General features: G+C 66.3%; 12 protein-coding genes. 8 read left to right on the top strand and 4 right to left on the bottom strand.

Going from position 1 to position 12,570, the window contains the following annotated elements:
• Positions 1-327 precede the first annotated feature (327 nt).
• From C477_RS03425 to C477_RS03435, 3 genes are all read left to right on the top strand, one after another.
• A complete protein-coding gene (locus tag C477_RS03425) occupies positions 328-903 on the top strand; it encodes a PH domain-containing protein (RefSeq protein WP_008893038.1) in 576 nt (191 codons plus the stop codon).
• A gap of 70 nt (positions 904-973) precedes the next feature.
• Positions 974-2,320, top strand: a complete 1,347-nt coding sequence (gene hemL / locus C477_RS03430; RefSeq protein WP_008893039.1) for a glutamate-1-semialdehyde 2,1-aminomutase — start codon at positions 974-976, stop codon at positions 2,318-2,320.
• A gap of 140 nt (positions 2,321-2,460) precedes the next feature.
• Complete coding sequence (locus C477_RS03435; protein WP_008893040.1) at positions 2,461-3,135, top strand: hypothetical protein; 675 nt, start codon at positions 2,461-2,463, stop codon at positions 3,133-3,135.
• A gap of 71 nt (positions 3,136-3,206) precedes the next feature.
• On the opposite strand, the gene C477_RS03440 is transcribed toward C477_RS03435, so the two are convergent.
• Both C477_RS03440 and C477_RS03445 read right to left on the bottom strand, forming a co-directional pair.
• The gene (locus C477_RS03440; protein ID WP_008893041.1) at positions 3,207-4,379 is read right to left on the bottom strand and encodes a sensor histidine kinase; all 1,173 of its coding nucleotides are present in this window, start codon (positions 4,377-4,379) and stop codon (positions 3,207-3,209) included.
• 104 nt (positions 4,380-4,483) lie between these two features.
• Entirely contained in the window at positions 4,484-6,811 is a 2,328-nt protein-coding gene (locus C477_RS03445) for a nitric-oxide reductase large subunit (RefSeq protein WP_008893042.1), read from the bottom strand.
• A 260-nt stretch (positions 6,812-7,071) separates the two neighbouring features.
• On the opposite strand from C477_RS03445, the gene C477_RS03450 reads away from it, so the two are divergent.
• Genes C477_RS03450 through C477_RS03460 form a run of 3 tightly spaced genes read left to right on the top strand, consistent with a single transcriptional unit; the run spans position 7,072 to position 8,594 of the window.
• Entirely contained in the window at positions 7,072-7,401 is a 330-nt protein-coding gene (locus C477_RS03450) for a DUF5789 family protein (RefSeq protein WP_008893043.1), read from the top strand.
• Positions 7,402-7,437: 36 nt separating this feature from the next.
• Positions 7,438-8,094 carry a YciE/YciF ferroxidase family protein gene (locus C477_RS03455; protein ID WP_008893044.1) on the top strand — a complete coding sequence of 219 codons (657 nt, stop codon included), beginning with the start codon at positions 7,438-7,440 and terminating at the stop codon, positions 8,092-8,094.
• Complete coding sequence (locus tag C477_RS03460) at positions 8,091-8,594, top strand: YciE/YciF ferroxidase family protein (RefSeq protein WP_008893045.1); 504 nt, start codon at positions 8,091-8,093, stop codon at positions 8,592-8,594. The genes C477_RS03455 and C477_RS03460 overlap by 4 nt, the downstream gene beginning before the upstream one ends.
• 24 nt (positions 8,595-8,618) lie before the next feature.
• Here the strand turns inward: C477_RS03460 and C477_RS03465 are convergent, their stop codons facing one another.
• Complete coding sequence (locus tag C477_RS03465; protein ID WP_008893046.1) at positions 8,619-9,173, bottom strand: cupin domain-containing protein; 555 nt, start codon at positions 9,171-9,173, stop codon at positions 8,619-8,621.
• Positions 9,174-9,497: 324 nt separating this feature from the next.
• On the opposite strand from C477_RS03465, the gene C477_RS03470 reads away from it, so the two are divergent.
• Complete coding sequence (locus C477_RS03470; RefSeq protein WP_008893048.1) at positions 9,498-10,595, top strand: glutamate-cysteine ligase family protein; 1,098 nt, start codon at positions 9,498-9,500, stop codon at positions 10,593-10,595.
• Positions 10,596-11,048: 453 nt separating this feature from the next.
• Here C477_RS03470 and C477_RS03475 read toward each other — a convergent pair whose 3' ends face one another.
• On the bottom strand, positions 11,049-11,609 hold the full coding sequence (locus C477_RS03475) for a DUF6789 family protein (protein ID WP_008893049.1): 561 nt from the start codon (positions 11,607-11,609) through the stop codon (positions 11,049-11,051).
• Between the two features lie 147 nt (positions 11,610-11,756).
• On the opposite strand from C477_RS03475, the gene C477_RS03480 reads away from it, so the two are divergent.
• Entirely contained in the window at positions 11,757-12,539 is a 783-nt protein-coding gene (locus tag C477_RS03480; RefSeq protein WP_008893050.1) for a hypothetical protein, read from the top strand.
• The last annotated feature ends 31 nt before the right edge of the window (positions 12,540-12,570 follow it).

Genomic DNA, 12,570 nt, shown 5'->3' on the forward strand with positions numbered 1-12,570 from the left:
CGCGTTCCGCCGAGACGCGTTCCGGGAGCACGCTCGTGCTCGCGCGACCCACGTTCCACAGTGCCTCTGACACTCGGCAGTTCGGCGCCCGTTCCGAACCGGGCGCCACCGGTCGTCGCTGACATACCGACGACCGCCATTCGTTGATGGGATTCCGTACCGTTCGATCGCGTCACGGTTCTCGACGGAGCGGGTCCACCGGGTTCTGGTTTTCGACCTATCGGTTTCCCGTTCGATCGGCACCGTCGCTCGGGTCGACGATGCCGCGAGTGCAACGGGAGAACCTGCCAGTACGCTTATTGAATGCGGCTACGAGACGGGCAGTGAATGAGTCAGAAACGCGACGGATCGGCGGTGGCGTACGACGAAGCCGAGACGGTCGACCGCAGTTCGGACCGTTCGAGTCGGCCCGGATCGAGGAGAGAGATCTCGTTGCTCGAGGGTGAGGAGGTCCTCGTCGACGCGCAGCCGACGTGGTGGAACTGGATCGCCCACGCCGTCGGCGGCGGACTGGCTGGATTGATCGGAGTGCTCGGCCTCGCGGCCGGGAGCGCAGCGGCGGGAGTGCTCGGAATCGTCACGGGGCTCGTGATCGCGGGTTATATCTGGTATCGACGGAACCGAGTCCGCTATCTCGTCACCGACCGACGGCTCGTCGTGATCGCGGGATTCACCGCCAGGACGACCTCCGAGACGTGGATGGAAGATATTCGCGGACTACAGACGAGTACGACCGCCTTCAGTCGCGGACGGGGGTTCGGAACGGTCACCGTCTCGCACGCGGTGATCCCGCAGGGATTCAGTCGAACGAGCGCGCTGTCGCTCTCGGGCGTGCCGAACTACGCCGACGTGGCGAACACGATCCGACAGCGCCAGTCCGAGCGGAAGGCCGGCGACTACTGAGCCGTCGCTCCGGTCCCGTCCCCGAGGAAACCTCGGTACTACTTTCCCGTCCCGTGGCCAAGGCTCGGATATGAACGACGACAACTCTCGCGACCTGTACGACCGGGCGCTTTCGGTCATGCCCGGCGGAGTCAACTCGGCGGTTCGCGCGGCGATCGAACCCTATCCGTTTTTCGTCCAGAAGGGCGAGGGCGGCCACGTCATCGACGCCGACGGCAACCGCTACGTCGACTGGGTGCTTGGGCTCGGCCCGCTGCTGCTCGGCCACGACCTCCCGGAACCCGTCCAGGCGGGCATCCAGCAGAAGGCCAGCGAGGGGCCGATGTACGGCACCCCGACCGAGGTCGAGGTCGACCTCGCGGAGTTCGTCGTCCGCCACGTTCCCAGCGTCGAGAAGATTCGTTTCGTCAACTCCGGCACCGAAGCGACCACCTCTGCGGTCCGACTCGCCCGCGGTTACACCGGCCGGAACAAGATCGTCGTCATGCAGGGGGGCTACCACGGCGCCCAAGAGTCGACGCTGGTCGAGGGCGACCACGAGAACCCCCGTCCCTCGTCGGCCGGGATCCCGCAGTCGTTCGCCGAGCACACGCTCCCCGTTCCGTTCAACGACGAGGACGCCGTCCGCGAGGTCTTCGAGGAGCACGGCGACGACATCGCGGCGGTCCTCACCGAACCCATCCTGGGGAACTACGGTATCGTCTACCCCGAGGAAGGGTACCACGAGTTCCTCCGTGAGATCACCGACGAGCACGGCTCCCTGCTGATCTTCGACGAGGTCATCACCGGCTTCCGCGTCGGCGGCCTCGGCTGCGCTCAAAGCGAGTTCGGCGTCACTCCCGACCTGACGACCTTCGGGAAGATCATCGGCGGCGGCTTCCCGGTCGGCGCCATCGGCGGCCGCGCCGAGATCATCGAGAACTTCACCCCCTCCGGCGACGTCTTCCAGGCCGGCACCTTTTCGGGCCACCCCGTCACGATGGCCGCCGGGCTCGAGACCCTCAAGTTCGCCGCCGAGAACGACGTCTACGAACACGTCAACGGCCTCGGCGACCGGCTCCGTCGCGGGCTGACCGACATCGTCGCCGATCAGGCCCCCAGCTACACGGTCACCGGCACCGACAGCATGTTCAAGGTGATCTTCACGCGCGAAGGCCCCGGACCGGACTCCCTCGAGGAGCAGTGTCCGGCCGGCTGCCGGCAGGATCCGACCTGTCCGCGCTACGACTACAGCCCCAAGAACGCCGGCGACGTGAAAAACGCCGAGACCGAGCGCTGGCGACGGATCTTCTGGGGCCAGATGAAAGAACAGGGCGTCTTCCTCTCGCAGAACCAGTTCGAGTGCCAGTTCGTCAGCTACGGCCACACCGAGGAAGACGTCGAGGAGACCCTCGAGGCGTACAAGCACGCGCTGTGATCGGGACGTAAGCCTGAGCCATCTCCCCTCGCGACCGACGGGGTGCGGGGGGACCGACCAGCAGCGACGCGGGACGAGAACCGGCCGCCGGTGGCACCGGACGGCCGACCGACGACGGCGCCACAGGACTCGCGCTCGGAATGAGCACACACGTCGACGAGATCGATTGGGCCCGGATCGTCGAGCGGTTGCTCTACCTGTTCCCGCCGATCGTCGGGGTCGGAATCGTCGGGGTCTTACAGGACGCCGAACCGGGCGTTCCCGGCCTCCAGTTCGTGTTGTTGCTCCTCAGCGGGTTCGGCTACACCGCCCTGACGCTCGGATTGCTCGTCGCGATCTTCTTCGACGCACGCCGGATTCGACGGCGACCGCGAGCCAGCGGGAACTGGACGCCGAACCCGTGGCTCAACGCCGCCGCTACGCTCGTCTCGCCCCCGATCGCGGGCGTCGCCTATCTCGTTCGCAGACACAGACGGTTCGGGACGCCGGCGGGACGGTCGGACTGGTGGCTCGTCGTGGCGGTGTCGCTCGCGACGACGCTGTTCGGGTTCGTCGCCGCAGCCGTCGCGATCGTCTTCACGATTCCGGGGCTGCTGGCGGCCGCCGTCGGGCTCGCGGGAACCGTCGCCGTCGGCTCGTTCCCGGTCGCGATCCACCGGGACGCGGCCTATGTCTGCACGCGAACCCGCTCGTGGCGACCGAACCCGGCGCTCTACCTCGGGATCGCCTTTCTGAGTCTGTTCGTGCCGCCGCTCCAGCCGATCGTGGCGGGCTACTACCTCGTCCGTCGGCGCAACGCGGTCGGCCGACCGTGAACGTCCGCGGTAGCGCCCGGACGTGTCGAGTGCACGAACGAGGCGTCCCCTCGAGGACGACCGCGTCTCCGTTACGGCGGCGACGTCGAGCGGGCGTTCGAGGACGCGGTCGACTGCGACTCGCTGGCCGCCGGCAGCTCGACCGCAAACGTGGTTCCGTCCGGCCCCGTCTCGACCACGTCGACCGCGCCGTCGTATCTGGTCACGAGTTGGCGAACCAGGTACAGCCCGATCCCGTGGGAGCTTCCGCGACTCTGGGTGCGTTCGAAGAGCGTCTCGAGCGCCGAGTCGGAGATTCCGGGCCCGTTATCCGCGATTTCGATGCGGACGGTGTCGGGGCCGGGGTCGACCGCGATCGAGACGCGCGGCGTCGCGGCGTCGTTGTGTTCGACCGCGTTCGAGAGGAGGTTTCCGAAGACGCGAGCGACTAGGGGGTCGGCCCGAACGGAGACGCCCGACGGAATCGACGTCTCCACGTCGACGGGGCCCCACTTGTGTTCCAGCTTCCGCACTTCGTCGGTCAGCAGTCGGGAGAGGTCGACTCCCTCGAGTTGCACCTCGTCGTCGGTCGACTGCAACAGGATGCGCACGTCGTCGATCACCGTCGACATCTCCTCGGACTCGTCGATCACGATTTCGGCCCACCGGCGCTGTTGGTCGGTCGTCGCCGCTTCCTCGCGGAGCAGCGACGCGTACCCGTTGATGATCGTCGCGGTGTTCAACACCTCGTGGCGGAGGATGCCGTTGAGGTAGTCGAGGTACTCCCGTTGCTCCGCTAAGTGCTCTGCTCGGAGCGAGGCGCGTTCGGCGGCCAGGGTGCGTTCGATGGCTCGACCCTCGAGACAGCCGACTAACAGGCCAACGCCGGCGCCGAGGGAGACGGACCACCGAATCCAGCCGACGACGAGCCCCGTTGAATCGGGCGGCATTACAGCCATGAGCGCGAGATTGATGAGCAGAAACGAGATCAAGGAGCCGAGTATCCAGCCGACGATCCGCGGGTAGCGAGACGGTGTGAGGTCGGTGGTCCGGAGCCAGCGACCACCGAAGGCGATCCCGACGAGGAAGGGAATCGTCGTGACGACGCCGACGAGAAACTGTCCGTCCGTGACGGCCGGTGACCCGACGGCGAGGAGGACAGTGATCTCGGCGATCACGACGAACAGCAGCGCCACTCCGAACCCCGTCACGTACTGCGGGATGCGGTCGGGAGAGACAAGATCAACGTCCGCGGGCCAGCGCATATACTGGTAATCAGGTTCGGTTTTGTTAGCAGTATCGGCCCGTTCGACGGCACCCGGTCCAGGTATCGGTGTCCGGCGGAACGAAAAGAGCGCCGACCGCGGCGTCAGTCGTCGTCGCTGGCCGGGTCGACGGGATCGACGGCGTCGTCGCCGAAGACTCGGTCAGCGATGACGTGGCTGCGGATCTCCTCGGCGGTCGCCTTCCGCTGGAAGAGGAGCTTCACGGCGACGTCCCAGGCGAAGACGATCGCGCCGGCGATCAGGAGGGTGTCGCCAGGCATGCGCAGCCAGAACAGCGTCTGGATGAGCCCGCCGTTGTAGAACTCGAGGCTGCGCGAGGCGGCGTACCCCTGCGTGAACGCGGTCTCGAGCTGCAGGAAGCCGACGGGCAGCAGCGAGAGGAACAGCATCAGCGCCAGCCCGGCGTTGCACAGCCAGAACGACCAGCGCAGCCGTCGGTCGGACCAGTGTGCGTCGCGGGTGGTCACCCGGAGGATGTAGACGGCCATCCCCATCGCGAGGAAGCCGAAGGCGCCGAACATCGCGCCGTGGGCGTGGGCGACCGTGAGGTAGGTCCCGCTCTCGAAGTAGCTGATCACCGGCAGGTTGATGAAGAAGCCGATGACGCCGGCCCCGAAGAAGTTCCAGACGGACGAGGCGACGATGAAGTAGAACGCCATCCGGTAGGGGAAGTCCGTCCCGGCGGTGTCCATCGCGCGGTACTGCCCCAGCGCCTCGTAGAGGATAAAGAGGAGCGGGATGAACTCGAGCGTCGAGAAGACGCTGCCGATCGGCAGCCAGACCTCGGGGAGGCCGGCCCACCAGTAGTGGTGGGAGACGCCGATGATGCCGCTGCCCATGACAAGCGCGGCCTGGAAGATGACGGCCTTCTCGGCCGATTTCTTCGTCAGGAGGTTCATCGAGACCAGCGTCAGGGCGATGACGACGATGATGAAGAACTCGAAGACGCCCTCGACCCACATGTGGACGACCCACCAGCGCCAGAACTCCGTGATGACGAAGTTCGTCTTCGGCGTGTAGAGGAAGCCGGCCGCGAACAGCAGGCCGATCGAGCCGCCCGCGTAGACGATCATGTGGGCGAGCCCGTAGCGTGGTTCGCGGTCCAGCAGCGGTTTGAACCCACGGGCCACGAGCGCGGTCCAGCCGAGGAAGCCGACCAGCAGGCCGGCCTGCCAGACGCGACCGATCTCCAAGTACTCCAGGCCCTCGTTACCCAGCAGCCACCACAGCTGTCCGTCGAAGACGTTGTTGACGCCGAGCCAGATGCCCGCGAGGCCGCCGACGGCGACGACCAGTAACGCGGCGATCAGGCCCTTGATGTACAGCGCCTGCTTGCGCGGCTCGCGGCCCGTCAGCAGCGGCGCGAGGAAGAGGCCGGCGCCGAGCCACATCGTGGCGATCCAGAGGATCCCCAGGTCGACGTGCCAGGTTCGGGCGATCGTCCACGGGAGGTACTCGAGGATGTCGACGCCGAGGACCTCGTGGAGGCCGAAGAAGTCGTCGCGCTCGACGTAGTAGTGGGCGAGCAGCCCGCCCATGAACGTCTGGAGGACGAACAGCACGGCGCCGATGAGGACGAATCTGGTGCTCAGCAGCTGGCTCGGGGTGAGATCGATCTCCCTCGGGTGGGGGATCGAGACGCCCGCGGCCTCCGGTTCTGGGAGTTCGACGGCCTGGTAGAGCCAGATGGCGACCCCGGCGCCGGCGACCAGCAACACCATCGCGATGACGCTCCAGGTCATCACCGCGCCGCCGGCGTCGTTACCCGCGGCCGGCGAGTACGGGAAGTCGTTCGTAAAGGAGACGTCCGAACCGGGCCGATCGGTGTGGGAGATCCAGGCGGTCCACAGCGCGAAGTCCGCGAACTGTTCAGCCTCTTCTTCGGTCGGGATCAGCCCCTCCTGAATCCCGCGCTCGCGGTCGCCCTCGTGGTACCGCTCGACGTAGTCCTGACGCACCTGCTCGTGGGCGTACGCTTCCGCGGCGGAGTACTCGACCCGCTCGCCGTCGGTGTATTCGCTCGACTGCAGCTCCTCCCGGACCTGCGCGTCGATCGCGGCCTGTTCGGACGACTCGAGGTCCTCGTAGGCCGTATCGTGCTCTTCCTGCGCGTAGTAGTCGCGCATATGCTCGGTCTTCGACTCGAGGGCGTCGGCGGTGTAGTCGACGTCGTAGTAACTACCGCGACCGAGCATCGAGCCCTGGTTCATCAATCCGTTCTCCTGGAAGACCATCTTCCCGGACTGGACGTCGTCACTGGTCGCGACGGTCTCGCCGTCCGGGCCGACGATCGTCTCCGGTATCTCGGGTTCGTTCTCGTAGGAGAGCCACGCCCCGCCGCCCATCACGACGAGGTTCGCGACGAAGATCACCGCGAGGAACGTGGCCAGTTGCTTTCTGGAGACGTGCATGACAAGCGGTGATCGAACCGCCACCCCCTCAAGTAGCGCTGCAATTCCTACGGAGTGGAAAAACGTGCGAACCGATTCGGGCGGGGAGTCAAGGTGGAACAATCGGAACGGCTTGCGCGCCGAAATCGAGCGCCGAACGGACGCCGAACGCGGGCGTCCCCGCGAACCGCCCGACGCCGCGAGGCTCACGCGCGCCGCACGCGAGCGGTCGTCGACTGCAGGGTGTAGCTCTTTGCCGCCCATGCCGGTAGGAGGGCCCGATGAGCCACACCGACGACACCGCCGACGAGGTCAGATCGCTCGAGATCGGAGCCGTGAGCCGGCTGTTCGAGGAGACGACGTTCCCGATGACGACCGAGGAAGTTCTGGCGGAGTTCGCCGACGTCGAGATCGCCTATCCGCGCCGGTCGGAGCCGCTCCGAGTGATCCTCGAGACCTCGGGTCACGAGACCTACGAGACAGCCGACGAACTCGAGCTGGCGATCTTGAACGGCGTCCGGCGCGACGCGGTCGGGCGGCCCCGTTACAGCGACCGCGGGGACAGCCCCCACGAGACCGACGAACAGATGCGGATGCAGCAGTCGTTCTGATGGGCCGACGACGCGAGCGAGAGCCATCGAGAACCCATGAGTACCACAGCGACCACAGCACGCGACGCACTGACGGCCCAACTCGAACGACTGTACGCCATCGAACGGGAGCTGCAATCGGCCCTCGAGACGCTGTCGACCGACGTCTCGATCGACACGCTCGACGAGATACGCGCCCTGGAGTGTCGCGAGCAGCTCCAGTACGTCATCGATCAACACCGCGAGGAGACCGAGACACACATCGACCGGATCGAGCGCGCCTTCGACGCTCTCGGCACCGAGCCCGACACCCGCCCGGTTCCGGAACTCGAGGGGCTGCTGGCCGACAAGGAGGCGTTCAACAACGTCGTCCTGAACGACGGGCTCCGACCGCTGTTCTACATCCAAACGACGCTCCAGTTGGAAGCTATCGAGTGTACGGCCTACGAGACGACGATGGCGCTGGCCGGCGCGCTCGAGGACGGCGAGGAAGGCGCCGAGACGGCCGATGTTGGCGATGCCGTCGTCGACGCGCTCGAGCACAACTACGACGATGAGCGGCGGATGCGGACGGACGTAGAGGAGCTCGCCGACGGCGAGGCCGTCGAGACGCTGCTGGCCGCGAGTCCGATCGCCGACGCGCCCCGAGAATCGCTCGATCGATCCCGGCGGGAGCGATCGCACGGAGACCGACGCGGAGCGACCGATCCATGAACGTTGAAACGCTCGAGGACCTGTTCGGTCTGCAGCTTCAGCACGCCTACTACGCCGAACGGGCGCACGTCGAACTGCTCTCGGAGATGGCCGACGCGGCGCCGACCGACGACCTCCGCGAGGTGCTCGCCGACCACCGCGCGGAGACCGACGCCCAGATCGACCGGCTCGAGGACGTCTTCGCGGCGCTCGGTCGACACCCGCGGACGAGTCGAACGCGGTCGATCGACGGGCTGATCGAGTCGTGGCACGAGCACCGATCGGGGTCGGGCGGCGATCCCGCGGTCCCGAGCGCCCTCGAGATCGCGCTCACGGGCGAGCGACTCGAGATCCGCGCCTACGAATCGCTGCTGACCCTCGCCGGTCGACTGGCCTACGCCGACGACGTCGTCGAGCCGCTCGAGACGACGTTGGCCGAGGAACGGGCGGCGGTCGAAGCGCTCGAGGAGGTCGAAACGGCGGAATCGATTCTGAAAACCCTCGCGATCGAGGAGGGATAAGGAGCGGTCGCCTCGGCGCGGGCGCTACTCGGTACTGAACCGATCGTAGTGGGCCTGGTAGCCCGCCAGCCGACCGGCGGGTGCGGTCGTCCTCGCGAGCGCCCGCTGGAGCGCGAGCGGAACGCGCGCGAGGGCGAACTCGTCGCGATAGGCGTCGGCGATCACGGCGAGTTGCAGCGGCCCCGGCAGCCCCCAGTCGTTGGTCTTCCCCTCTCGAGCGAGTCCGAACAGCGTCTCGAAGAGCCGGTGGGACTCGAGTGCGGGCCGCAGTTCGATGGTCATTCGAACCGGCTCGTCGCCGTCGTTCCAGATCGTGTGGTCGGAGCCGGGCGGCACCGCGAAGCGAGTCCCCGGCGTCGCCGTCCACTCGTCGCCCCCGATGCGAACGCCGAGTCTACCGGCTTCGACCGCGATCCGTTCCCGCTGGCCGGGGTGGACGTGATCGACCTTGCCGACGGCGAACCCGTCGGGCTCGAGCGCGTACTCGAATCGCAGCCCCGCCTCCGTTCGCTCTCGAAACGCGATCCGTTCGCCGGTGACCGGGTTCGAGATGGCGGCCGCCGTCGATAGCGAAGTCACGGTCGGGCTTCGCCGGTGCGAGGGAAAGCGCTTATCGACGGACGGCGGAGTGTCAGCGCCGCCGATACGAACGCGCGTGCCGATGCTGTGTGGCACGGGCGTCGAGCTAGAAGCGTGGCAGGCGGCTGCAGGCACCGTCACTTCAACCAATCGCGTGATAGGGACCGTATCGAACCGCGACGGCGGCGTCGGTACGGACGCCGACGAACGCGCCGTCGCCGAACCGACTAGTGGCACAGCGGCGGGAACCCTCTCGTCGGCCCGCCTGACCGGGCGCCGACAGCGACCGCTGTGACGCACCGACGGCCGAACTCCCTCCTGAGTATGAACACGAGCATCGAAGTCGAGTACTGGGTCGTCGACGCGGACGGCGAACTCACCGAACCGGGCGCGCTCGCGGAGATCTCCGAGCGAACCGAGCGGGAGTTCGTCGAACCGCTGTTCGAGTTGAAGACGCCCCCCTGCGAGACGATCGACGAACTGCGGGCGACCTTCGCCGAGCAACTCGAGGACGTCCTCTCGACGGCGGCGGCCGAGGAGAAGCGACTCGTCCCGCTGGGGACGCCGATCAACTGCGGCGCGATCGACCGCCGGCCCGGCGAACGCGGACGCATCCAGAAGGAGGTCCTCGGCGAGGATTTTGCCTACGCGAAGTACTGCGCCGGGACCCACATCCACGTCGAGAAGCGCAACGTCACCGATCAGCTCAACACGCTGATCGCCCTGGACGCGGCGCTGGCGCTGGTCAACTCCTCGCCGTATCTCGACGGCGAACGGGTGGCCAACAGCGCCCGCGCCCATTGCTACCGGAAGAAGTGCTACGGCGACTTCCCGAAACACGGCCAGCTCTGGCACTACGTCGACACCGTCGGCGAGTGGCACCGCCGGCTCGAGGATCGCTACGAGGAGTTCAAACGGGCCGCCCTCGAGAAGGGAATCGACGAGGACGCGGTCGAGGCGCAGTTCTCGACCGATGATATCGTCTGGACGCCGATCAGGCTGCGCGACGAGATGCCGACCGTCGAGTGGCGCTCGCCCGACGCGGCCCTGCCGAGCCAGTTGCTCCGACTGGCCGACGACCTCGAGACCGTGATGGAACGCGTTCACCACACGAACGTCGCAATCGAGTCCGTAAGCGATAGTCGCCACGCCGGCCACGTCACCGACGACGGCATCAGGCTCCCCACGTTTGAGACCGCCTGTGACTTCGCCGAATCGGCGATCGACGACGGCCTCGAGTCGGCCGACGTCGTCGGCTACCTCGACCGGATGGGGTTCTCCGTCGACGACTACCACCCGATCTCGACGCGGATCGACGGCCGCCAGTACGTGACGCGAGGTGACGCGCGGGACCTCCGCCTGGAGTACGCGAACCGGCTCGAGGAGGACGTCGACGAACTGGTCGAGACGGTGGGCGTCTGACGCTCGTCGGTGCCACGAGAGTGTGAGTGAAAATTGGGTTAGTAGCGGATAAGAACTACGCACCGAAGAAACTGATTCAGAATTCGTTGGAGGAGAAATCTTATCCCTCGAATCAGCCAAAAATAAATCATGGCGGCTAACACGACAGATTCGGGCGATAGTCTGTTTGTCCGACTCCCGTGGGGTGTGAAAATCGGACTTGCACTGATTAGTTTCGTGTACGGTGTGGTGATATTGTCCGACACTATCGAGGACCCCATTCCATCAAACGTATGGGCAGTCGTGTGGTTCGCGGTAGCTGGCTACCTGCTTGTGCGTGCGGTACGCCTGAGTAGGCAGTCATGAGACACTCGCATACGTAGTTACCAAACTGCCTGACTCAGTTTCAAGCATGGGTATGAATAAAGAAATCGCGCTACTATCTACCGATACCGATCCACGACAGGACCGATCTCAGTTTCCGTCGTCGTACTCGTACTCGGCTTCGGGGTCCTCGACGCCCTCGGTCCGGGAGCCGACCCAGGCGCCGAGCGAGAGCCCGTAGACGAGGTGACCCGCGTGGAACAACGCGAGTTCGTCGGCCTCGAGTCGGATGTCCAGCAGTTCCTTCAGCATGAACTGCGAGCCGAACGCCGAGAGGACCATCCCGTAGATCGAGCCCCAGACGAGCCCGCGTTGCTCGGGTTCGATCGCCCGCTCGGCGTCCTGGAGGGCGAACAGGCCGCCGAAGATCGCCCCCGCCTGAATCCCGTAGACGAAGTGGAGGACGAGCCCCATGAACGTGTGCTCCTCGGGGTCGTCGCCGGTGACGTACTGCGCCCAGAAGTTCGCCGACGGCGGCAGCGACCGCAGGATCGGCAGCCGGAACGCCGTCATGATGATCGTCGCGACGAACCCGGCCTGAATCCCACGGAGGACGGCGCCGGCGAGGTGCTCCTGTCGCGAGTGTCTGTCGGTGGCCTCCGTGTCCCCCTCGGTCTCGGCGATCGATCGTAGGCGGTCGGATACGGACATCGTATGTCCGTGTGTCTACCACGAACGGCTCCTTAACCGCCCGGCGTGCAGTGGACGGGCGCTCGAAGTACCGACGGTCGACGACCGCGGGAATGCTCGGTTCATCGACAGTATTTTCTACCGATAATGGATAGAATCCTAATAGGAATGCGAACGGTTCCGCTCGACGGCCCGTCGATTGCGGTCGGCGCTTACGTCGGACTGAGTGGCTACCTCGTCGGAACGATCGTCGGCATCGACGGTGCAGATACGGGGTTGCTCACCGGCTGTGGTCTCGTCTGGCTGATCGTCGCCCTGGCGGTCGGTAGTCGGCCGGCGCTGTGGGTCTCGCTGGGCAGTCGGCGACTGCTCGCAGTGCCGATGGTCGTCGCGACGGGACCGTTGCTCGTGCTCGTCTTCGGAACGGAGTTCGGCGCGTTCGATGCATCGCTGTCGCTCCTGCTCTGTCTCTGTGGACTCGCGGTCCTCGGCCTCGTGATCTGGCTGCTCGGAAACGGGGCCTACGCCGCCCGGGCGGCGGGCGAACTGCGCGCGTACTGGATTGCAAAACCGGATCCGGGTCGACGGCGGCAACACCGCCGCTGGGGCTTGCTGCTCGGTCTCGGAACCGTCGCCGCGTTCATCGGCACGCTCTACGGTGCCCCCTCGTTTCTCCTGAGTGGGCTGCTCGCGGCGTTCATTACGATGCAGATCAACGCCCGTCGACCGCGGGAGTACGAGGCCTGCGAAAACGGCCTCAAATATGCCGATATCGGTACGGTGAGTACCCAGTACCTCCCGTGGGAGCGGTTCGACGGGCTCCGCGAAACCGAGGAGGCGATCGTCCTCGAGCGTCGCTGGCGGCTCGACGAACGGATGGCCGCTGCCGAGGTACCGCCGGACGCTCGCGAGGCGATGCGGGCGGCCGTCGATCCGGCGACGAACCGATAAGGAAACCGCGATCGCTGCCAATGCGGGGATA

This window comes from Haloterrigena salina JCM 13891, from assembly GCF_000337495.1.
In the GTDB taxonomy this organism is placed as follows: domain Archaea; phylum Halobacteriota; class Halobacteria; order Halobacteriales; family Natrialbaceae; genus Haloterrigena; species Haloterrigena salina.